We start from the raw sequence: 23283 nt of genomic DNA, 5'->3' as shown, positions 1-23283 counted from the left end.
GTGTCGACGGGGCATTGGCTGGCACCGTTCCAACGGATGGGTCGGCTGCCACATTGGCCACCCGCGACCCAAAATTCTGTCCGATAATTACAGACTGTGATCGCGTCACTGAACCCTGAACCGCGCGCCGGGCCGCGGCCGAGCTCTCCGATGACGCTGCATCAGCAGTCGTAATTGTGACTGATCCGCTATTGTAGCTGAAATTGTTTCCCAAGCCGCCGGCGAGGGTATAGGAGAGGGTCATTCGGATCGTCGACCCGTTTTCACCGTCAATTAAAACCGTCGCCGTTTCGGTGCCGTCTGCTGACCGGTTGCTAGAGCAGTTGGCACCTGCTGCGGCGTTAAAGCTCCCCATGGAACAACCTTTATGCGCCGTATCACTATGCGCTGCACCTGTACCGATTCGGAACTGTTCTGGACCGCCGATCTGATTGAAGAAGACGATATCGAATTGGGCGCTGCTGGGTGAAATCGTATTTGCTGTCAGGGTGCAGGTGCCCGCACTGTGATCGTATTGCAGAGTGCTCGGCTGAGAGGGATTAAACCCCGCCACCGAACAGGTGATTGTCGTCGTTGCCGCAAATCCGTCACGCCCATCACCGATCATAACGCTGCAAAAGACGGTCATCGCCAAAAGCAGCGATGATTGCAGTTTCGCAAATTTGATCATGCAGGTCCCCCCGAACCATTATGCACCCACGCGACTTAATCGCAGACAAAACTTGGTTGCATACGAATCTTATAAACTCAAAGTTTTATTGGGATCAATATCTTATCAGTCACAAAGAACGACGCGCGGTTCCACCACGCGAAAACTGTTCGCCCTGTGCCGCTTCTTTTTGATGAGGTGGGAGATCTTCTATTGAAGGTGGCCTTATTGCGCTGCTTCCAGCATCTCAGAAATAGCTTTGCACAGATGCTCAAACGCCATTTTCGCCCCCGGGCTCATATGCCAGGCACGCAGCCAGCCATGGATCATTTGGGGTTCTTCACGGTATTGGACGGAAATGCCCGCACGGGCAAGACGGGCGGTATATTCGCGGCCATCATCGCGCAGCGGATCAAAATAGGCCGCCGTAATAAAGGTTGGTGGCAAGCCCCGCAGGTCATCAACCGACAGCGCATGGGCAAACGGATCATCCATCGGCGCCTTTAACACATCACGGTAATAAATCACGTCATCGGTACTGAGCCCCGGCGCATTGGCCATCTGGCCATAGCTTGGCCAGTTCAAGTCACCGCCAAGGGCCGGATAGATCAATGCCTGCCCCAAGACGCGGTTACCAAAGCCCTCTTCGCGGGCCCGAACCGCGATCCCGGCGGCCAGCATGCCACCCGCACTGTCGCCAACCAGCACAATCTTCTTGCCTGACGCCAGGATGCTTTGGGTCACCCGATGGCAATCTTCGTGCTGGGCGGGCCAGATATTTTCCGGCGCAAGACGGTAATCAATTGCGATCAGTTCGGCTTTTGCCGCCTCGGATATTTCCGCACAAATCGCATCATGGCTGTCGCGCGAACCAACCACAAAGCCACCGCCATGCATATAGACGATCTTGTGGTTTGATGTGCAATCGGCCGGACGGTAATGGCGCACCGGTACGTCGGCAATCACGTCATCTTCGACCTGCATACCGTCCGGATGCGGAAAGGCAAACTCGGTACAAAGTGCATCGTACCAGCTGCGTTGCTGCTCGATTGAGGCCGCCACCGCGTCGGGGGGATAGAACCCGTCGCATTTGGCGATAAAGGCACGAATGCCTTCTTCCTCTGGCATCGGGTCATAGGTCACTTCGGGGGAAACCTGATCGGAATTGGCCATCAACGGATCCTTGGTCAAAGACGTGATAGATCAACCTAACGCGGATGCCCCCGCAGTTAAAGACTGCAGGGGCATCACACAGCGTTATTGTGAACTGGTTCCACGCAAAACGGATCGAACGTATAGACTAACCGATTGCACGGCCAAGCTGATCTGGCTTGGGCAGGTCTGCATGACGTTTTGCCATTTCAGCCAAATTGGTTGCCACCACGCCACCAGGCTCGGACGTGCGACGGGTTTTAAGGTCGACATGCAACAACATGGTCTCAATCGTTGCCGCAACCGCACCCTCATCATTGATCAGACGATGGAACAAATGAAGCTTCTTGCCTTCGCCCTTGATCAGTTGGGTGGTCACACGGATATGGTCGCCGGCACTGATTTCGTGCAGGTAGCAGACATGGGTTTCAACCGTGAAATAGCTGCCCCCACTGGCGATATAATTTGCATCCGCCCCGACCAATTCCATGAAGCGGTCGCTTGCCTGCGAACTGACCTCGACATAATGGGCTTCGTTCATGTGCCCGTTATAGTCCGTCCAGCTTTGCGGGATCTGACGATCACCGGTTACCGGAAGATCGTTGATCGGCATTGGTTCGGGAAGCGACGCTTCGTGATCATTGATCGTGCCGCCGGCACCACTGCCCGATTTCTTAAGCGCGCGCATCATGCCAACAAGGTTGTCATCGCGCAGGCGTTCAAGGTCACGGATGCTCATATGACCGGACTGATCATCTGATTGCTGCGCAATACGGGCGGTCAATTCCGGGGTCAGTTCCGGCACATCCATAAGCTTCGTCCACGGCCATTTAAGGGCCGGTCCAAACTGCCCGATGAAATGTTCCATCCCGGCCTCACCGCCCGCAATGCGATAGGTTTCAAACAACCCCATCTGCGCCCAGCGAAGGCCAAAGCCATACCGGATGGCGTCATCAATTTCCTCGGTGGTCGCGACCTCGTCATGAACAAGCCACAGCCCTTCGCGCCAAACCGCTTCAAGCAAACGGTCGGCAATATGGGCATCAATTTCCTTGCGCACGACAAGTGGTTTCAGCCCGACGGACCGCAACACGTCACAGCCAGCTTCAAGCGTTGCAGCGTCGGTCGCGGCAGACGGCACGACTTCGATCAAGGGCAGCAAATAAACCGGGTTGAACGGATGGGCGACAATGATCTTTTCAGGTTTGATTGATCCTTGCTGCAACTCGCTTGGCTTAAAGCCCGATGTCGAAGAACCGATCAGGCAGTCCGACGGGGCGTGGGCCTGAATTTGTGCAAGGATCTTGTGCTTAAGCGCAAGTTGTTCGGGAACACTTTCCTGAATCCACTGCGCATCAGACACGGCCTTTGCCATATCGTCATGGAAGGTCAGTTTGCCTTCTTCTGGCAGGGAGCGATCATAGAGTGCAGGCAAGCTTCGGCGTGCGTTTGCGAGAACTTCGTTGATCTTGCGTTCTGCCTGCGGATCCGGATCGAAAACCGCCACATCCCAGCCATTTAGCAAAAACCGCGCGGCCCAGCCGCCACCGATGACACCACCGCCAATGATGGCAGCTTTTTTGTTGATTGCCTCAGCCATTAGCGTGGCTCCCGCTTGGTCAGGCCAAGCTTCTTGCGAACCGCATCCGGGCCAATCACGGTGGCGCCCATGCCTTCGATAATGCCAACCGCGCGCTCAACCAGCTGGGCGTTGGTGGCAAGCACGCCCTTCGACAAATAGATATTGTCTTCCAGACCTACCCGAACATTGCCCCCGGCCAAAACCGATGCGGCAACATAGGGCATCTGATCGCGCCCGATGGAAAAGGCCGACCAATTCCAATCAGACGGCACGTTATTCACCATCGCCATAAAGGTATTAAGGTCATTTGGCGCACCCCAGGGAATGCCCATGCAAAGCTGCACCAGGGCCGGGCTTTCAAGGATGCCCTCGGACACCAGTTGTTTGGCAAACCACAGATGGCCGGTATCAAATGCCTCGATCTCGGGCTTGACGCCAAGGTCGGTCATCATCTGTCCCATGGCGCGCAGCATGCCCGGCGTGTTCGTCATGACATAGTCGGCCTCGGCAAAGTTCATGGTGCCGCAATCAAGGGTGCAAATCTCGGGCAGGCAATCGGCGATATGCGCCATGCGCTCGGACGCGCCGATCATGTCGGTCGCGGCTTCATTGACCGGAAGCGGTGCCTCGGTGGAGCCAAACACAATATCGCCACCCATACCGGCCGTCAGGTTCAGAACAACGTCAACATCCGCGGCCCGCACCCGTTCGGTCAGTTCGCGGTAATATTTCAAATCACGTGACGGTGCCCCGGTTTCGGGATCACGCACATGGCAATGCACCACGGCCGCCCCGGCCTTGGCGGCGTCTATCGCGCTATTGGCGATCTGTTCAGGCGATCTTGGCACGTGCGGGGATTTGTCCTGCGTGCCACCCGAACCGGTCACGGCGGCGGTAATGAAGACTTCCTTGTTCATCGAAAGCGGCATGATGGCCTCACTGTTTTTGCAATCATTCTCTGCCATCAGGATATCTCGATTGACGATATTGATTTTACATATTCCGTCATTTACTTTTCTGATCATGCCAAGCACGCATCACCGATTTGTCTTTGTCCTGTTTGACGGATTTTCCAATCTGGTTCTGGCCAGTGCACTGGAACCATTGCGAGCGGCCGCAGGTCTGCCGGGCGGGCCGGAGATCAGCTGGGACATCTGCACGATCGACGGATCACCGGCAACAAGTTCCAGTGACCTTGTCATCACGCCGAAGGCCGCCCTCAATGCCATCCCGGACCCGACACATATCGATTATCTTGTGGTGATTTCGGGTTATGACATGCGCCATCATTTGTCTTCACGCACCCGGGCAAGATTGCAAAATGCTGCGCAACATGCACGCACGGTGATTGGTGTCGATACCGCCGCCTGGTTGCTGGCGTCATGCAATATGTTGGCGGGAAAATCGGCAACCATCCATTGGCAGGAACTTGATCAGTTCCGTGAACAGTTCCCCGATGTCACCGTTTTGACAGATCGCTTTGTCGAAGACGGCAAAATGATCACATCCGGGGGGGCCGCAACCGTCATGGAAATGATGTTGCACATCCTTGCGCGGCAATATGGGCCTGCGGTTGCCTTTGATGTCAGCAATCTGTTTGTCTATGACGCCCGCCATCAGCGGCACGGCGACCCCAATATATCTGGACGCGGCGCAGACCGATTGCATGGGCCGGGCGCGGATCATGTCCGGCGGGCGGTTGCCGAAATGATCTCCCATATCGAAACGCCGGTTGCGCTGAAATCCATTGCGATCCATGCGGGATGTTCCCTGCGCAGTCTGGATCGCGCCTTTCAGGACAATTTGCAGATGGCACCGGGGAAATATTATCAGATGCTGCGTCTTGGCCGGGCCCGCGATCTGGCACGATCAACCGACATGAAGCTAGCCGACATCGCCCTTCAAACCGGGTTCAAAAGCCACGCAGCACTCAGCCGGGCCTATGCACAGGCCTTTGGCACAACCTTGCGCGCGATGCGCAGCAAACGTCGACCTGCCGCCGCCGTAGGCACATAACAGATCAAGTTACAGCCGGATTGACTCAACGCTGTCCTTTAAAAGCCGCGCACTTTTTTCAAGGCCGTCACGCTCTGCACTGACAAGGTCAGGCATCAGATCGGTCTCAATCCCCTGCGCCCCGACCACGCGGGGAATGGACAGGGCAACGTCCTTGACCCCGACGATTTCGGGGGTCACGCACGATACGGTCAGAACGTCATGCTGATCCTGAGCAATCGCCTTGATGATCCGCGCCAATCCGGCCCCGATCCCGTAATAGGTCGCCCCTTTGCCCTTGATGATTTTATAGGCCGCATTGCGCACACCATCATCAATGGTGGCACGCACATGCTCTGTAATCGGGGAACCGACTTGGGCGGCAATATCGGCCAGTGAAAGCGATCCCACCTTGGCGTTAGACCAGGCCAAAACTTCGCTGTCGCCATGTTCGCCAAGGACATAGGCATGAACCGATTGCGGTGAAATGCCCAGATGCCGCCCCAAAAGACTGCGGAAACGAGCAGTATCAAGGATCGTCCCCGAACCGATCACGCGGTTGGCAGGCAGACCGGATATCCGTTGCGTAATCTGCGTCATGATATCGACCGGGTTCGATGCAATCAGGAGAATTGCGTCAGGCGCAACCGCAAGAACATTGCCGACCACATCTTTGAAAACGGCGGCGTTTCTTTCCAGCAAAGCCAGCCTGCTTTCACCGGGTTTCTGACTGACCCCGGCGGCAAGGATGATCACCGATGCCCCGGCAAGACCGACATAGTCAGCCGCCTCGACAATTGTTGAGGACAGAAACGGCACTGCGTGCGCAATGTCTTCGGCTTGGGCGACGGCCAGATCGTGGTTCTGATCAACCAGAACCACCGAACTTGCGAGTCCCATGACGGCAAGCGCATAGCCCGCCGAACTTCCGACCATTCCGGCCCCGACAATGCCGACTTTCATCACCCGAATCCCCAATTTTCACAGTCTGTTGTCATGATGATGCCATTGCGGCCGATTGACGTCAAAAAAAGCGAGGAAAACTGCTGTTGCACATTGAAATTTCTCCAGACAAAGGCCACCTAGCCGGTATCGTGTGCCCGACAATGATAACTGCGTCGCAAAACTACTGCCCAATTGACTTATGCTTTCTCCCTTAGCGACCTCATTTAGAAATAGATTTTCTGATCGCTCACTCTTCACCGTGGGCGTGCCAAAGAGCAGGTTACCTGCCGGCGGAGTAGAGGGAGACTTTGGGTGCAACTGACGGCCCGCAAACCGGCACGTACATTGTACGTGAAACCATGTTCGCATTCGCTTTTGGGTGCGAATACCAATCGTGCCAACCACCATGGTGTTGCGGCAAACGGTTTCCTGCGTTCGGGACCATCACATTTTGTGCGGACGCAAAACTGTCAGTTACCTCGGCTATACCAACTTTCTCGCGCGCAGATAGCCACTGAAGACGTCCAGGAAATAAGCCCGAGGCCGGAAACAACCGGTTTCAATTGTCTGTACACCGACGAATGTGATCGGTGATATGCTTACGCCCTGATGCAAACGGCTAGCCATGCACAGGATTCCATCCAGATACCATTGAGAGAAGCCGAGGTATCCGACCATGCATTCTTCTGACATTCAAAAACTCGTCGCCCGCCGCCAGACATTCAAAAGCCTTGAAGCGCCGTTCTACAGCGATCAGGACATTCTGGATCTGGATATGGAAGTGATCTTTGGCCAGCACTGGATCTTTGTTGGCGTAGAGCCGGAACTGCCCGAGCCGGGCGATTGCATCACGGTTGAAATCGGCGGGGCGTCGATCCTGATCCTGCGTGGCGACGATATGGGCATTCGTGCCTTCCATAACGTTTGCCGTCACCGCGGTGCGAAACTGATCGACGAACGCCAGACCACGATTGGCAATATCGTCTGCCGTTATCATGGTTGGACCTACAACGAGGATGGCGACCTTATCCTTGCGGAACATATGGGCTCCGACTTTGATAAAAGCTGCCATGGTCTTAAAACCGTCCATGTTCGTTCCATCGCAGGTCTGATCTTTATCTGCTTGGCCAAGGATGCACCGGACGATATCGAAGAAATGGCCAAGGTCATGGAGCCGTATATCGCGCCGCATGACCTTGCAAACTGTAAAGTCGCCCACGTTTCCGAACTGATCGAGGAAGGAAACTGGAAGCTGACCATGGAAAACAACCGCGAGTGCTATCACTGCGAAGGTAACCATCCGCAGTTGACCGTGCCGCTGTCAGAATTCGGTTTCGGTTTCTCGCCTGATGAACTTGATCAGCGCCGCTCCGAAGACGTTGCGAAATACACCCAGACCATCGCCAATGACCATGCCCGGTGGGAGGCCTGCGGTCTGCCGTCTGCCGAACAGGATCAGTTGTCGAGCGTGACCGGTTTCCGCACCATGCGCCTGCCGCTGATGCGTGAAGGCGAATCACACACCCTTGATACAAAATCGGCATCCAAGAAACTGCTTGGCAATTTCACCGATGCCAAACTTGGCGGGCTCAGCTTCTGGACCCACCCGAACTCCTGGCACCACTTCATGGCTGATCATGTCGTGACCTTCTCTGTCCTGCCACTGGCACCGAACAAAACGCTGGTCCGGACCACCTGGCTGGTTCACAAGGACGCACATGAGAACGAGGATTACACGCTTGATAACCTCACCCATGTGTGGAACATGACCAACCAGCAGGATGCAGACCTTGTGCGCCTTGCCCAGATTGGCAGCGAACAGCCTGCATACGAACCGGGCCCCTATTCCAAGTTTACCGAACCGCATGTCGAAGCATTCTGTGACTGGTATATCAAGCGTCTGGAAGATCACTTCGCAACGACCAAAGCCGGGATTGCCGCAGAATGACCGACAAGAATACCACCGACAGCAACAAGGGCGATCAAGCCCCGGTAGAAGAAATTCTGACCGAAGTTACCCGGGTCCCGCTTTGGGACCCGGAAAACGACGACGTCCTTGTTTGCCGTCAGGTGCGTCAGGAAACGCACGACGTAAAGACCTTTGTCTTTTCCGCACGTGAACCGCGCGCGTTTCGTTTCTACCCCGGCCAGTTCATGACGTTCGAACTGCCGGTCGATGGCATGATTACCCGTTGTTACACGATCTCGGCTTCGGCAGCCCGCCCATACCGTCTTGAAATTACGGTCAAACGGGTTCCGGGTGGCCCGGGATCGAACTGGCTGCATGACAACATGCTTCCGGGCAAGGAAATCAATGTTTCCGGTCCGGGCGGCGAATTCACCGCCGATGCCACGGGCGAAGAAAAGCTGTTGTTCATTTCGGCTGGCAGCGGCATCACCCCGATGATGTCGATGACACGTACCGCCTGTGACCTGTCCGAACCGACCGACCTTCATTTCGTTCATGCGGCACGTACGCCGTCTGATCTGATTTTCCGTGACGAGCTTGCCCTGCTGGCCGCACAGAACCCGACCCTGAAGGTGGCACTGACGTGCGACAGCGCGTCTGCAAGCCATCAGTGGACCGGTTATACCGGCCGCCTGAGCTTGCCGATGTTGTCGCTGATGTCGCCCGACTTCAAGGACCGCAAGGTATTTTGCTGTGGACCTGCCCGCTTCATGGAGGGTGTTCGCCACATGCTCGAAGAAGCAGGCTTCGACATGGGCAAATACTACGAGGAAAGCTTTGATTTCGGGGCTGAAACCGCGGGCACGTTCGAAGAACACGCCTCCGTCGCACCGGAGATCAGCGAACAAACCTTCCGCGTCAGCTTCAGCAAGACCGGCCACGTGGTTGAATGCAGCCCGGGTATGACCATTCTGTCTGCGGCCAAGGAAGCCGGCCTGATGCCGATGTCATCCTGTCAGCGTGGCATTTGCGGTACCTGTAAATCCAAACTGGTGTCCGGTGAGGTCGACATGAACCATGGTGGTGGTATCCGTCAGCGCGAAATTGATCAGGGCAAGATCCTGATTTGCTGCTCGACCCCGCTTTCCGATGTCGAGGTCGAGATGTGATATCTCTGCGATCTTAATCGCACCAATTCAAACGCCCTGCTTGCCATCACAGTAAGCAGGGCGTTTTCGTTTCTTATGCGCCGGCCTCAAGTTGTGGTGCGTTTTCGACCATCGCACTTGTGGCCAGTGAATCCGGGATCGGGCGACGCAGGGCCTGTGGTGTACAACCATAACGACGGCGGAACATCCGGCTAAGGTGCGAAGAATCACAAAAGCCGCAATCAACTGCGATCTGGGCGACAGACTTGTCGCTTTTCTCGATCAGGTGCTGGGCCAGATCAAGCCGGATATTAAGGAACGCCACCTGGGGCGATGTATCCAGCGCCATCCTGAAATGCCGTTCGATCTGGCGTTTGCTGTTGCCCATGCGCCGCGCAATTTCCTGAACGGAAATCGGCATATCTATATTTTGCTGCATGATCAAAAGCGCGCGCTGCACGATCTGATCCTGCGTTTTCAAATCCAGTGGAATGCCCGGCTGGGGCTTTTCCGCCTGAAGCGCATCATCAATAATCATGATATGCAGGCTTTTGTTCGCCTGTGCCCGCCCGACATGCTTATCGACCAGATAGGCCGCCAGATGTGCCGAACTGACCCCGCCCGAACAGGTCAACCGGTCACGGTCGACCACAAAAATCTGCTCGGTAACCGGGTCAAGTCCCTCGAACTGCTCGACCACCTCGGAATGATGGAACCAACTGACACAGCAACGATACCCGTCAAGAAGCCCGGCCTCATGCAGCATAAAGACCCCGGTGCAAACACCAACAAGTGGCACCCCGGCTTCGGCCGCTTCGTGCAGGAATTTCTGATAGGCGGGGCTCAGCTTTTCGGCGTCATCCATCAGCCCACCAACAACCACGATATAATTGAACCGCCTTGGATCGCCCAAGCGTTCCTTGGGCTGAACCGCGATGCCGCTACTTGATGTGATCGGGTCCATCGTGTCGGACAGAACCGTCCATTTACACAGGATCGGACGACTGCGATCACCTTCGTCTGCGGCCAGGCGCAAAACATCGACAAAGTTGGCAAAGGCGCACAACGTAAAGCGTTTTGCGAGGATAAAACCGACGGTTAAACGCGGCGCAGTCTGGGCACGTGCTTCAGGCTTCTTGAGCATCGGTTCCTCCGATACAGACAAGGTTACCGGCTTTGTCGTAGCGGTAATCTCACTTTGACGCAAACATTCTATTTTTTGGCGCAAAAAGTCGCCAGATTACTTTCCATGATACCGAAGGGTATGTCGGCTAAGCAAGAGAAACACAGGGTCACGGCAGAATCAACAATCGGATTGCGATCAAGATGCCAAAATCGGCAAACAGTACATTCGCGCCCCGAAACGATCGCCAGAAACCTGTCAAAATTGCCCCGACCCCGGAAACTCGGCATCCAGAATTGCACCACGCTCAATATCGCCTCCGGTAGTGTCGCATCGCGTAACGCTTCCAGTCTTTGAAACTTAAATCGGGTTGCTGCAATACGCGCCCACACCGGACCAAAAGTTTGTTTGATCCGGATTTCGTCAGAGAGGGAAATGATGAAGGTTCTCGTACCGGTCAAACGGGTCGTCGACTACAACGTGAAAATCCGCGTCAAGGCGGATGGTTCCGGTGTCGACCTTGCCAATGTCAAAATGTCGATGAACCCCTTCGACGAGATCGCGGTCGAAGAAGCCATTCGCCTTAAGGAATCCGGTCAGGCTGACGAAATCGTCGCCGTTTCGATTGGTCCGGCACAGGCACAGGAAACCCTGCGCACCGCCCTTGCCATGGGTGCTGATCGCGCCATCCTGGTCACGGTTGATGGTCCGGTTGAGCCGCTTGACGTCGCGAAAATCCTCAAAGGTGTTGTGAATGCCGAGGAACCCGGCCTTGTCATTCTGGGCAAACAGGCAATTGACGACGATGCCAACCAGACCGGCCAGATGCTTTCGGCCCTGCTTGGCTGGTCACAGGCAACTTTCGCCTCCAAGCTGGAACTCTCGGCTGATCACGCCACGGTAACCCGCGAGGTGGATGGCGGTCTTCAGGCCATCAGTGTCAGCCTGCCGGCAATTGTCACCGCCGACCTTCGCCTAAACGAGCCGCGCTATGCGTCGCTTCCCAATATCATGAAGGCAAAGAAAAAGCCGCTCGATAGCAAAACCGCCGCTGACTTTGGCGTTACCCTGGCCCCGCGTCTGCGCCTGATCCGGGTTGAAGAACCGGCAACGCGCAAGGCGGGCATCAAGGTTGCCGATTTTGCTGAACTTACCGACAAACTCAAGCATGAAGCTGGCGTCATCTGACCCAGGCGGAGATTGAAACCATGGCTATTCTTCTTTTTGCCGAACACGATAACGCCACCCTGTCCGAACAGACCGCAAAGGCGCTGAGTGCTGCAACCCAGATCGGTGGTGATATCGATATTCTGGTCGCGGGCTCGGGCGTTGGTGCGGTAGCTGATCAGGCAGCCAAACTTGCCGGTATTCGAAGCGTCCTGGTTGCTGACAACGACGCACTGGCAAACCATCTTGCCGAAAATGCAGCCGATCTGATCGTTTCACTTGCAGGCGATTACGACACCATCGTTGCCGCCGCAACCGCCAATGGCAAAAACATCCTGCCGCGTGTTGCGGCCCTGCTCGATGTCATGCAGGTGTCCGAGGTGATGGAAGTTGTCGATGCCGATACCTTCAAACGCCCGATCTATGCCGGCAACGCCATCGAAGTGGTGCAAAGCACAGACGCCAAGAAAGTGCTCACCATCCGCACCTCAAGCTTTGGCGCAGCCGCGGCCGGTGACAGCGCTGCCGAAATCAAATTGGTTGATGCCGGAAGTGCCAATAGCGGGAAATCTTCCTTCCTTGAAAACATTCTGTCGGAAAATGATCGGCCGGAACTGGGCTCTGCCAAGATTATTGTTTCCGGTGGTCGTGCCCTTGGTTCGGAAGACAAGTTCAAATCCGTTATCACACCACTGGCCGACAAGCTTGGTGCCGCCGTTGGCGCATCGCGTGCGGCTGTCGATGCGGGCTATGCCCCCAACGATCTTCAGGTTGGTCAGACGGGTAAAGTCGTTGCCCCGGACCTATATATCGCATGTGGTATTTCCGGTGCGATCCAGCATCTGGCAGGTATGAAGGATTCCAAGATTATCGTTGCCATCAATACCGATGAAGAAGCGCCGATCTTCCAGGTCGCAGATTACGGCATTGTCGGTGATCTGTTTGAAATCCTGCCGCAGCTGGAAAACCAGCTTTAACATTCAACACGAGACATCAAGACGGAACCAAACCAGTGAATGATACCTCTTATATCCTTCGTGTTGCCTGTGATGATCAGCCGGGCATCGTTGCGACCGTTACCTCTGCTCTGGCTACGCGCGGCGCCAATATCGCCGAGTCCAACCAGTTCTGGGACCGCCACACCAACAAGTTCTTCCTGCGTGTTGCGATCATCACACCAGCAGATATCGACAAGGAATCCGTTGCCCTGTCGCTGAACCCGGCGGTGGATCGCTTTAACCTGAAGCTCAAGATTGATGAAGTTGCACGCCGTCCGAGAATCATCATCATGGTTTCGAAATTCGACCATGCGATGCTGCACCTTCTTTACCAAATCAAGGTGGGCTGGCTCGACGCAGAAGTTGCGGCCATCGTTTCGAACCACGAAGATGCCCGCAAGGTCGCCGATCAGGAAGGCATTCCCTTCTACCACTGGCCGGTGAACAAGGAAAACAAGGCTGAACAGGAAGCCAAGCTTGCTGACCTGATCAAGGAAACCAAGTCTGAACTGGTGGTCCTCGCGCGCTACATGCAGGTCCTGACCAACGAGCTTTCAAGCCAGTTCTATGGCATGATCATCAACATTCACCACTCGTTCCTGCCAAGCTTCAAGGGCGCAAAGCCCTATCATCAGGCTTACGAGCGCGGGGTGAAACTGATCGGGGCGACCGCACACTATGTTACGCCGGATCTCGATGAAGGCCCGATCATTGAACAGGAAACAGAACGCGTGAACCACGCGATGTCCGCAGACGATTTCGTCGCGGCTGGTCGCGATATCGAATCCCGGGTTCTCGCCCGCGCAGTCAAATACCATCTTGAAGGCAGGGTGATGCTTAACGATCACCGAACGGTTGTCTTCACTTTGTAGTAAACTTCGCAAAGGGGCCGGCTTTGACCGGTCCCTGACGCGTTTTCGCCATGCCGAGCACTGACAAACATCTCGGAAAGAAGGATTGAGAGAAATGAGCGCATTTCCAAGCAAGGCCAAAGTCGTCATCGTCGGTCTCGGGGGTATTGTTGGTTCCTCGGTGGCGCATCACCTGATCGAAAACGGCTGGGATGACATTGTTGGCATCGACAAATCCGGCATTCCGACCGATATCGGCTCGACGGCCCACGCATCCGACTTCTGCTATGCCACCAGCCACGATCAGTTGACCACCTGGACCACCATGTATTCCATGGATTTCTATGAAAAGATGGGCCATTACGCGCGCATCGGCGGTCTGGAAGTCGCACGTGTCGGTGACCATGAACGCATGGGCGAACTCAAACGCCGCGTTGATTCCGGCAAGGCATTTGGCACCAATGTCAAAATCATCTCGGCCGCTGAAGCCAAGGAAAAATTCCCGCTTCTCGAAGAAGACCAGATCATGGGTGCGATGTGGGACCCGGATGCCGGTCTTGTTATTCCGCGCTCCCAAACCGTTGCTGGCAAGCTGATCGATCAGGGCGTTGCATCTGGCAAGCTCAAGATCTTTTCCAACACCTCGGCACTTGAACTGATCACCGAAGATGGCCGCATCAAGGGTGTGGTTACAGAACGCGGCACGATCCATGCCGATTATGTTGTTGTCTGTGCTGGTCTCTGGGGCCGTCTGATTGCGGAAATGGCCGGTGAAGACCTTCCCGTCATGCCGGTTGACCACCCGCTGACCTTCTTCGGGCCGTACAACCAGTTTGAAGGCACGGGTGTTGAAATCGGTTATCCGTTGCTGCGTGACCAGGGCAACTCGGCCTATATGCGCGACACCGGCGATCCCAAAAGCACTGAGGGTGGCCAGATCGAATGGGGCTACTACTACGAGGAAAACCCGCGCTTGGTCCACCCGCGCGACATCCTTGAAAAGGATCAGGCACGTCTGTCCCCGTCGCAGCGCGACCTTGAACTCGAAGACGTCATGGAACCGCTTGAACGCGCCATGGAACTGACACCGATCCTGACCGAGCTTGGCTTTAACGAAAGTCACTCGTTCAACGGTCTGTTGCAGTCCTCGGCCGATGGCGGCCCAAGCATGGGTGAAAGCCAGAACCTGCGTGGCCTTTGGTACGCAGTAGGCATCTGGATTAAAGACGGACCGGGCATGGGCAAACTGATTGCCGACTGGATGACCCATGGCCGCACGCATATCGACCACGCATCGGTTGATTTCTCGCGCTTTAACAAGTTCCAGCTGAACGAACAGTATATCCACGACCGTTGCTACGAAACGGCGAAAAAGATCTACAACCCGCCGGTCCACCCGCGTGAGCCATTCGCCAACGCCCGTGGCATTCGCCGTTCACCGTTCTACGAGCGCGAAGTCGAACTGGGCGGCTACTTCATGGAACTCGGCGGCTGGGAACGTGCACATGGCTATGCCGCCAACGAGCACCTTCTGGAAAAATACGCCGATCGCGTCCCGGTCCGTGAACATGAATGGGACAACCGCCATTTCTGGCGTGTGTCCAACGCCGAACAACTGGCCATGAGTGACGATTGCGGCATCATCAACCTGTCGCACTTCCACATGACCGACATCTCCGGCCCCGATCACGTCGAACTGATGGAATGGCTTTGTGCCGCCAAGATCGGCGGGGATGCCAATATCGGCAAGGGTATCTACACCCACATGCTTGATGACGAAGGCATGGTGCGTGCCGACTTCACCGTCTTCCGCATGGAAGACCGCTGCCGTCTGGTCAATGGTGCTGATACCGGCCCGCGTGACCTGACCTATATGCGCCGCACGGCCCAGGATAAGGGTTGGGATGTCACCATCACCGATGTGACCGAAGATTTCACCACCATCGGTATCTGGGGCCCGAACGCGCGTGAAAACCTTAAAAAGGTTGTCGAAGACCCCGAGGCGCTCAATGTGGAAAACTTCCCGTTTGCCGCGATCCGTCAGATCAAGATTGCCGGCAAGACCGTTTCGGCCTTCCGCATTTCCTATGTCGGTGAGCAGGGCTGGGAACTTCACATGCGTTACGAAGACGGCTTGGCTGTCTGGGATGCGCTGCGCGGGATCGGTGTTCTGGCGGTTGGTGTTGAAACCTATGCCAACTCGCGTCGTCTGGAAAAGTCGCTGCGTCTGCAGAACGCAGACCTGCACACCCAGTACAACCTGCTGGAAGCTGATCTGGCCCGCCCGAAGGTCAAGGAAGCCGAGTTCCGCGGCAAGGCAAAGCATGTTGAATACCGCGAACGCGATCATCAACCGGCCATGCTCTGCACCCTGATCATGACCGAAAACGTCGATGCCAATGGTGTTGCCCGTTATCCGGTCGGACGTCTGCCGGTAATGGATCCGGAGTCTGGTAAAACCCTGATCGATGAATTGGGCCGTCGTTCCTACACCACCTCGATCGCCTTTGGCCCAAGCATCGGCAAAAACATCGCCCTTGCCTACCTGCCATGGGACTATTGCCAGGAAGGTCGCAAACTGACCGTATCTTATATGGACGAGATCTATCCGGTCGAAGTCTATGGCATCGGCTACAAACCGATCTACGATCCGGAAAACCTCAAGCCGCGCAGCTAAATCGCCTACGCGCCATACGAACAAAAAGGGCGGGGAAATTCCCGCCCTTTTTTCATATTCGAACCGATCAAACCTTAACAACCGGCTGAACAGACCCCGGCACCATCGAATTCCATGGTCTTGCCACTCAGCGGAACATGGGCTGGAACACTCACTGCGTTGATAAACGCCTCTGTCCGGGTACCGGAACGCACATTACCGCCATCCGTTGCCCATTCATTGGCATGCGATGGAATAACCGATGCAGGCATGATCAGGTCATTGATGACATAGGCGGCTTCGGTCGGGCCGGTGGTGTAGGTATCACCGATATTCATCACCACAAGCTTCGCGCCGTAATGGCCGCGCACCACAGCATCCTGTTCGGCCGTGATGCCGGTATCACCAGACAGATACACCGACAACCCGTTCGAGAAGGTCAGCACATAACCGGTCGGCGGTCCTGCATACGCCGTTACCCCGGAAGATTTAAGCATCTCGCCCAACGGCCCGCCAAGGAAGTCACCTGAAACGCCGTTGCTGTGCACAGCCGGGACCGTGGTGATACTCACACCACCGACCATGCGCGAAGCCCCGAAACGCACCAGAACGGACTTGTCCGGATCACCCCCGATACTTTCAAGCTTACGCCCCAGAATACCGGGCATTTCGCTACCGGTTACAATCAGTGCATTCTTGGCATGTGCGATCTGAACCGTGTTCGATACGGACCGGACATCAACCGGGAAGGATGGCTTACCGCATTCGGTTGCGTTCACCGCCTCGATATGACGGTCACCAAGATGGTCGCCATGCATATGACTGAGCAATACCGCATCAATCTCGCCCAATCGCGCGTCATCTGGACCCGCCACCGTTCGACCGGTGTCATACAGAATTCGGGTACCATCCGGATCTTCGAAAATCATCGCCCGATCAAGCGGGCAGAACTCGCCATCAACCGCACCAAGCGGCGTCACCTTGACAGTCTGGGCCTGTGCCGATGCACCGATGGTCAATGCTGCGGTAATCAACCCCGCAGCAAATCCACCCCATTTTCCACGCGTCTTCATGATCTGTCCTCCACTGTTTCATCACATTGAGTTTTGATCCGCTGACTTTAATACGTGCAAATAGGGCATCGGATTTACTGCCCTGCACCCGACCTGAACGATCCTAACATAATCCGCCTTGCGACCCGGAGTTATTCAGCGGACGACGGTGGCGGCCTAAGACTGACTCTCCGGACAATAAAAAACCCTGCCACCGAAGGGGGCAGGGTCTTTTTATTGGTTGCGGGGGCAGGATTAGTCTCCGCCCTATGGGCTCCGCCAGCTTCGGCCAAAGGCCTTCGCAAAGAACCTACAAACAGGCATTGACCTGTTTGCGATGTTCCCATCCATATGCACCCGGCAATCGAACATTAAAAAAGCCCGCCACAAGGGCGAGCTTTATTAATGTTGGTTGCGGGGGCCCGAGGCCACCTTTGTTATAACTTCAGGTGGACATTGGCTTCTCCGCTCGGTCGCAATGTCGAGAATGCCCATTAACTCACCCCACAAGCTGATTTGAAATTCACCGCGCTTATCTCCCGGCGTGACAATTATTTCTCCAACTACAGACCTAATCGCGTCTGCCGCCTCCGCATACATCTGTGGATCGTCGAGAGCTGCGGTCAGATTTTGCACCTTTTTCCGATAAATCTCCGCAACATTTGGATGGATATCAGGAACGTCTTGAGGAACCTCGCTCATACGAGCCATGATCTCTTGTTTTTCCTGCTCAAGCTCTTCCATACGAGCCTTCATCGCCGACTGATACATGCCATCTTCAATAGCGGACATAATGCCAGCAATCCCGCGCTCGACCTTTTCCAGTTTTTGCCGATCAAGAACAGCTTCTGCACGGCGCTCCCGGTTCATCTGGTTCAGACCTTCGGCATAGGCCTGAACCGCTTCTGCCACCGCCTCTGCAGAAACCAGTTTTTCGGTAAGCCCGGCCAGAACACGGGTTTCAATTTTGTCTCGAACAATTGTCCGACCATTGTCACAGGTTCCACGACGATAACGATTTAAGCATCCATAGCGGTCTCGGGTGATGATGCCATAGTTACCCCCACAACAACCGCACTTGATAAGGCCGGAAAACAGGAAAGCAGGTCTGCGCAAGGTATTGAGCTTTGCGGCATGATAAGCGCGAACACCCTTGGTTAAATTTGCGTACTTTCTGGAAATTTCTTCCTGCCGACGACGTGCCGCCTGCCAAAGATCATCGCCAACGGTCCTCAATTCGGGCACCTCAGTCCGGATCCATTCGGTTTCCGGGTTAGGTCGTGAAACCCTCCTTCCGGTCGCCGGGTTCTTTACATAATGAAGCCGGTTCCAGACCATCACTCCTATATAAAGTTCGTTGTTCACGATGCCAGTCCCTCGGGAAACATGACCACGAATGGTGGTATCCCCCCAAACCCGACCATACGGTCCGGGTATGCCTTCCCGATTGAGATCAGCAGCGATCGCCTTCGGACTTTTACCCGCAGAAAATTCACGGAAAATGCGGCGGACAATTTCAGCTTCCGCTTCGTTGATTCTGCGCTCACCGGTAACCGGTTCGCCATCACTGTTTAGACGCTTTACAACATCATAGCCGTAGCAAATCCCGCCACCGGATTTACCGCTCTCAACTCGACCGCGCAGACCTCGACGGGTCTTGTCAGCAAGGTCCTTGAGAAAGAGAGCATTCATAGTACCCTTGAGGCCAACATGCAGTTCGGAGATTTCACCTTCAGCCAATGTAACGATCCGCACTCCGGCAAACTTGAGGTGTTTGAACAAGGTTGCGACATCGGCCTGATCGCGGCTGACTCGATCCAATGCCTCTGCCAGCACCATATCGAACTTCTTCGCCTGCGCGTCCTGTAACAGGCTTTGAATACCCGGTCGTAAGGTAATGCTGGCACCTGATATTGCTGCATCGTGGTAGGTGCCGACAATTCGCCATTTCTCCCGCTTTGCCTGCTCCCGGCAAATTCGGAACTGATCTTCTATGGAGTTTTCACTCTGGTTGTCGGAGGAGTAACGGGCATACAACGCTACACGGGTCATGAGGCTTTCCTTTCTCGTAGAACAAAAGGTTCACCCTTTGGGGCCTTGCCCCTCTATCTCTTCTCCCAATGTGGCAGGACTATTGTCATTGGCTGCCCGACGTTGTTTTTTCTCCCAGGCCGAATAGTGTTGTCGAGCCATATGATGGCCTATGGCACGGGCTATAAGACAAACATGCTGATCCTGCTTAATTTCCAGCCCACGCCCCGGCCAATCATTATCGTTAACCGGGGGCATTACAGCTACCCTTGCTTCTGGTTTCTCACCCATCGGTCTACCTATTTATGCAATGGATAGAATGCCAAGGATACTTCACAACAAAAGATAACAGAACCGGGTCTGACGCCACCAACTCACGATCCAGCCAGGTCGCGCCGTCACTTTCCAGTTGCTGCTCAAGCGACAGATGGGATAGGTGCCGGATGATCACCGGCGAAGCCTTGCCACGCTCCCGTTCATATTCAACAGCCTTTTCCAGATGATCGGGTGTGATGATCCATGTCCCATCTGGCTCACGTTCTACACCTTGGGTTAAGCGGCGCATAGCTTCCAGCCGCCGGACATGGGTTCTGACATATTCCTCTGTTGCCGTCCGATCATGGTCGAGGTGCAGGTCGATGCTGTATCGCCCGTCATTCTCCCGGGCGATCTCTGCCACCGTGCGATCAACCATTCTGGGCTGGATGTCTCTTGCAGATATCTGAACAATGCTGTCTTCCGGAACCGGCTCGGTTGCTTCGCCTTTGCCGATCTCGACATAGCGGGTCTTGCCATCCACCCCGTCGACGATCAGGTAATACCTATCATTCAATTCATCGGATAGACCACGTGTAATGACACGACCGACAATAGGTCGTTTGTCCAGTTCATCTCCGGCATCAATCACAAAATCGGTAGGACTGCGGGCAATTTCCCGACGCTTCATTTCCCGATGCAAAGTTTTGATGATGTCATCGCATTCGCCCATCCGGGATAACGTTGCTGCCAGACCTTCCTCAAGTCGCCATTGACCGGGGGTTATCTCCTCGGCCAGTCCGAGGCGTTTGAGCTTTTGCAAACGCCCTGCGCGGAGGCTCTGGCGAAAAGCATCTTTATCTACGGCACTGACAATCCGGTCCTCACCCACCTGACGCAGCAGGTTACGATCAATACTGGTCAGGCGATCCTGATCGATTTCACGCCGCAACCGGTTTTCAATTTCCAGATCGGTGCGCGGACCGAGATCGAGGCTGACAATCTCGGACGCCCGCTCGCGCATGCCATGTGCCATATAGTTGCGGGCGATGACGAGATCGCGCCCCTGCTCGTCCTTGCCCCGCACCAGAATATGGCTATGCGGATGGCCGGTATTGAAATGATCGACCGCGACCCAATCGAGGTTCGTACCAAGATCGACTTCCATCTGCCTCATCAGCCGTCGGGTGACGGGTTTGAGATCGGTATATTCTACGCCATCCTCGGCCGAGACGATAAAGCGGAACTGATGCCGGTCACCATCGGCCCGCTCGAGGAATTCTGTGCCATCCGCCCGGTCCTGATCGGCGTTGTAAAGTTCGCCTGGCAAACCTTCTCTTGTGACCCCGTCGCGCTGGATATAGCGCAGATGCGCCCGTGCACCCTGCATGCCTTTCCCGGTCAACCGGACAATTCGTGATTTGATAATCACCCGACGCTGCCGGAAGGCGGCATAACGATCCCGGCTGGCAAGAACCTGCCCGGCCCCACTCGCTCGTCCCAACCGGCTGCCGGTAAATCGGGACCGGCCCAAACGCCGATATCCCCCTACCCGATTGGTGGCTGCCAGCACCCGATGCAGGAACTTTCGGCTGCCCTTGCCGCCACGTGAGCGGATCTTGCCAAGCTTGGGTTTGAAGACATCATCTGCCATTGCGTTCTCCACGACCTGCCTGCAACATTTGGCACTGTTTAAGGCAAGGGTTTCCAAGGGTTAGCGCGGAAAATGGCACCATCCTCACCCGCCTTGGCACTATCCTTGATCCTGAAAAAAGATGTGCAGACAAAGACTTGAGGGCATCGAGACAACGCGATGGTGCCGTTCTTTTATCTTGCCCTACCGGGCTTCTGAGCCACCTACCGTCCCTCCTGCGATCACCTGCGATCTCTCACTGAACCTCGGCTCGGGCAACGGGTCGCGCACCGGCCAGGATCACCACACAAAGAAGTCGGGAGCGGCACTTGGCGGTACCGCTCCCAGGGTGGCTCATGGCATCATCCGCCGCCCGCGAAGAACGCCTGATCGGCGCTCTCGAAGCTCTCGAAATGCCGCAGACCGAGCATCCAGTGGACATGCCGATCGGCATCGATGAGGCACGTCGCGACGTAGTAGCGGGCGCGGAAGTAGCCGAGAATCGCCACCCGCTCGAACGTCTCGTCTTCGTCGTCGAGGCTCTCCCAGGCGCCGAGATTCATCTCCGCGATGCGTCCGTCCCAGTGGAAATCGGCCCGCTCGGCGGCGATAAAATGCTCGATAACGGCGTCAATTCCGTCGCTGCCGAACTCGGCGGTCAAGTCGCGGCGGAGCTGCGGGAAGCGGTCGAACGCGGCGTGCGGATGCGTGTGAAGCGTGGTCATCGGAACCTCCATCGTTGCTGTCCTCCTCATCGAGGACAGCTCCCGCCATCGGCCGGCGAAGCGGCCGTCAAGGACGCCGGAGGCGCCGCGCCAGCGGGGCGCGGGGGAGCCGAAATGCGGAGCGGAGCGCCAGCGCAGCGGAGCATTTTGGGGGGACCGCGCATCCTTGACGGCCGCTTCGTCCTGGCTGGTACGCTGGGATAACCGAGACGAGGTTCTCTCTCTCCGACAGGGCACCGTCCGTGCCGCCGCGGCTCATCGGTCTCTGTCCGGGACGGTGCGCAAGGGCACGAACAGGTTCCCCGAGGCCGGCGCCGCCAAGGGTTTGTGACCGCCCGCGACTGTCGTGCGCAGAGGAAAGAAGAGACGCCGATCCGGAAGGACGATCCCATCGATGCTGGTTGTCAAGCGGGTCGGATCAAGTCGCGCGAGGAATAGACGCGTCTCGCGCGGTAACGGTCGCCCGTCAGTCAGATGCTCCTGGTATCGCCTGGGCCCGGCGTTGTAGGCGGCGAACAGACCCGGGAATCCGAAGCGTTCGTAGAGGGCGCGGAGGTAGGCGGTCCCGGCCAGAATGTTGTCGCTCGGATCGTGCGGATCGTGACCAAGGCCATTTCGCCGGCGCATCTCGTCGTAGGTGTCAGGCATCACCTGCATGAGGCCCATGGCACCGGCGGATGAAGTGATCGGACGGCCGTTGAGCATGGTTCGCCCGGCGCTTTCGGCCTGGATGACCGCGCGTATCCAGAGTGCCGGGACGGCGAACCGGGCGGAGGCCCCGGCGATGAACGGCTCCCAGCGGTCGAGCCGCTGCTTGATGGCGGCCGGTTCGGCGACGGCGGAGGACGGGCACGCCAGCGTCGCGACGGCAACCATGCCCAGCACCCGGACGGTCATTCGGTCCATAGCGGCACGAGCCTCCCAATGATCGTGGCGCACCGCACCGGCCCGAAATACCGGCTGTCGAATGAGCCGCGGACATGTGCCATCAGCAGGAAGACCTCGTCGGCGGCGAGCGTGCGACAGCCGGTCCAGCGCGGCAGCACACGGCCGAAGGAGTCGCGATTGCGACGCGTGGCGACATACGTGCCGTTGACGAAGACGGCATCGCCGACGGCGCAGACGACATCGTCCGCAACCGCCACGAGACGCTTCACCAACGGCACCCCGACCGGCAGATAGCCACGGTCGGCCGCGAGCCGGCGGGCGTCGGGCGGCAAGGTGGCGAGCACCAGATCGTCGCGTGCCGGAGCCGTGCGGCTGACCCAGTAGAGCCCCACGGGCGCGCTGGCGCTGGCGTTCCAGACGAGGCGCGGCGCCGGCGCGGCGAGTGTTGCGAAGCCGAGCGCTGCGAGCCCGAGGCCCGCGAGGACGAGCGGGACGCGCGGGCGGCGACGCCCGCGCCGGCGCCG

The 23283-nt window shown here is 56.4% G+C and carries 18 protein-coding genes; 7 read left to right on the top strand and 11 right to left on the bottom strand.

What is annotated here, in order from left to right; translation table 11 throughout:
• Window positions 1-874: 874 nt before the first annotated feature.
• From TH2_RS06845 to bcoG, 3 genes are all read right to left on the bottom strand, one after another.
• Entirely contained in the window at window positions 875-1822 is a 948-nt protein-coding gene (locus TH2_RS06845) for an alpha/beta hydrolase (RefSeq protein WP_008889678.1), read from the bottom strand.
• Between the two features lie 127 nt (window positions 1823-1949).
• Window positions 1950-3401, bottom strand: a complete 1452-nt coding sequence (locus tag TH2_RS06840) for a carnitine 3-dehydrogenase (RefSeq protein WP_008889677.1) — start codon at window positions 3399-3401, stop codon at window positions 1950-1952.
• On the bottom strand, window positions 3401-4348 hold the full coding sequence (gene bcoG, locus TH2_RS06835) for a 3-dehydrocarnitine:acetyl-CoA trimethylamine transferase BcoG (RefSeq protein WP_232308417.1): 948 nt from the start codon (window positions 4346-4348) through the stop codon (window positions 3401-3403). The genes TH2_RS06840 and bcoG overlap by 1 nt, the downstream gene beginning before the upstream one ends.
• 13 nt (window positions 4349-4361) lie before the next feature.
• On the opposite strand from bcoG, the gene TH2_RS06830 reads away from it, so the two are divergent.
• Window positions 4362-5399 carry a GlxA family transcriptional regulator gene (locus tag TH2_RS06830; protein ID WP_008889675.1) on the top strand — a complete coding sequence of 346 codons (1038 nt, stop codon included), beginning with the start codon at window positions 4362-4364 and terminating at the stop codon, window positions 5397-5399.
• 9 nt (window positions 5400-5408) lie between these two features.
• On the opposite strand, the gene TH2_RS06825 is transcribed toward TH2_RS06830, so the two are convergent.
• Window positions 5409-6341 (bottom strand): L-lactate dehydrogenase, encoded by a 933-nt coding sequence (locus tag TH2_RS06825; protein ID WP_008889674.1) that lies wholly within the window; start codon window positions 6339-6341, stop codon window positions 5409-5411.
• Window positions 6342-6999: 658 nt separating this feature from the next.
• On the opposite strand from TH2_RS06825, the gene TH2_RS06820 reads away from it, so the two are divergent.
• Both TH2_RS06820 and TH2_RS06815 read left to right on the top strand, forming a co-directional pair.
• Complete coding sequence (locus TH2_RS06820; protein ID WP_008889673.1) at window positions 7000-8271, top strand: aromatic ring-hydroxylating oxygenase subunit alpha; 1272 nt, start codon at window positions 7000-7002, stop codon at window positions 8269-8271.
• Window positions 8268-9401, top strand: a complete 1134-nt coding sequence (locus TH2_RS06815) for an FAD-binding oxidoreductase (RefSeq protein ID WP_008889672.1) — start codon at window positions 8268-8270, stop codon at window positions 9399-9401. The genes TH2_RS06820 and TH2_RS06815 overlap by 4 nt, the downstream gene beginning before the upstream one ends.
• 73 nt (window positions 9402-9474) lie before the next feature.
• Here the strand turns inward: TH2_RS06815 and TH2_RS06810 are convergent, their stop codons facing one another.
• The gene (locus TH2_RS06810) at window positions 9475-10524 is read right to left on the bottom strand and encodes a GlxA family transcriptional regulator (RefSeq protein WP_008889671.1); all 1050 of its coding nucleotides are present in this window, start codon (window positions 10522-10524) and stop codon (window positions 9475-9477) included.
• A gap of 417 nt (window positions 10525-10941) precedes the next feature.
• Here TH2_RS06810 and TH2_RS06805 point away from each other — a divergent pair, with 417 nt between their 5' ends.
• The 4 genes from TH2_RS06805 to TH2_RS06790 all read left to right on the top strand — a co-directional run bounded on the left by TH2_RS06805 (window position 10942) and on the right by TH2_RS06790 (window position 16196).
• A complete protein-coding gene (locus TH2_RS06805; protein ID WP_008889670.1) occupies window positions 10942-11691 on the top strand; it encodes an electron transfer flavoprotein subunit beta/FixA family protein in 750 nt (249 codons plus the stop codon).
• A 20-nt stretch (window positions 11692-11711) separates the two neighbouring features.
• A complete protein-coding gene (locus TH2_RS06800; RefSeq protein WP_008889669.1) occupies window positions 11712-12647 on the top strand; it encodes an electron transfer flavoprotein subunit alpha/FixB family protein in 936 nt (311 codons plus the stop codon).
• A gap of 35 nt (window positions 12648-12682) precedes the next feature.
• Window positions 12683-13540, top strand: a complete 858-nt coding sequence (gene purU, locus TH2_RS06795) for a formyltetrahydrofolate deformylase (protein ID WP_008889668.1) — start codon at window positions 12683-12685, stop codon at window positions 13538-13540.
• 94 nt (window positions 13541-13634) lie between these two features.
• Entirely contained in the window at window positions 13635-16196 is a 2562-nt protein-coding gene (locus TH2_RS06790) for a GcvT family protein (RefSeq protein ID WP_008889667.1), read from the top strand.
• Window positions 16197-16270: 74 nt separating this feature from the next.
• Here TH2_RS06790 and TH2_RS06785 read toward each other — a convergent pair whose 3' ends face one another.
• The 6 genes from TH2_RS06785 to TH2_RS06755 all read right to left on the bottom strand — a co-directional run.
• Window positions 16271-17248: an MBL fold metallo-hydrolase gene (locus TH2_RS06785; protein ID WP_008889666.1), complete on the bottom strand. Its 978-nt coding sequence runs from the start codon at window positions 17246-17248 to the stop codon at window positions 16271-16273.
• A 381-nt stretch (window positions 17249-17629) separates the two neighbouring features.
• The gene (locus TH2_RS06780; protein ID WP_008889665.1) at window positions 17630-19279 is read right to left on the bottom strand and encodes a recombinase family protein; all 1650 of its coding nucleotides are present in this window, start codon (window positions 19277-19279) and stop codon (window positions 17630-17632) included.
• Between the two features lie 274 nt (window positions 19280-19553).
• On the bottom strand, window positions 19554-21167 hold the full coding sequence (locus TH2_RS06770; RefSeq protein WP_008889663.1) for a VirD2 family relaxase/mobilization nuclease: 1614 nt from the start codon (window positions 21165-21167) through the stop codon (window positions 19554-19556).
• A 341-nt stretch (window positions 21168-21508) separates the two neighbouring features.
• Window positions 21509-21871, bottom strand: coding sequence for a hypothetical protein (locus TH2_RS06765; protein ID WP_120226701.1), 363 nt, complete (start codon window positions 21869-21871; stop codon window positions 21509-21511).
• A 255-nt stretch (window positions 21872-22126) separates the two neighbouring features.
• Entirely contained in the window at window positions 22127-22777 is a 651-nt protein-coding gene (locus TH2_RS06760; RefSeq protein WP_008889661.1) for a lytic transglycosylase domain-containing protein, read from the bottom strand.
• Window positions 22765-23283: S26 family signal peptidase (locus TH2_RS06755; RefSeq protein WP_008889660.1), on the bottom strand; the 519-nt coding region annotated here is incomplete at its 5' end. The genes TH2_RS06755 and TH2_RS06760, both read right to left, overlap by 13 nt.

Source organism: Thalassospira profundimaris WP0211, assembly GCF_000300275.1.
In the GTDB taxonomy this organism is placed as follows: Bacteria; Pseudomonadota; Alphaproteobacteria; order Rhodospirillales; family Thalassospiraceae; genus Thalassospira; species Thalassospira profundimaris.
This window is presented reverse-complemented; position numbering and strand designations above follow the sequence as displayed.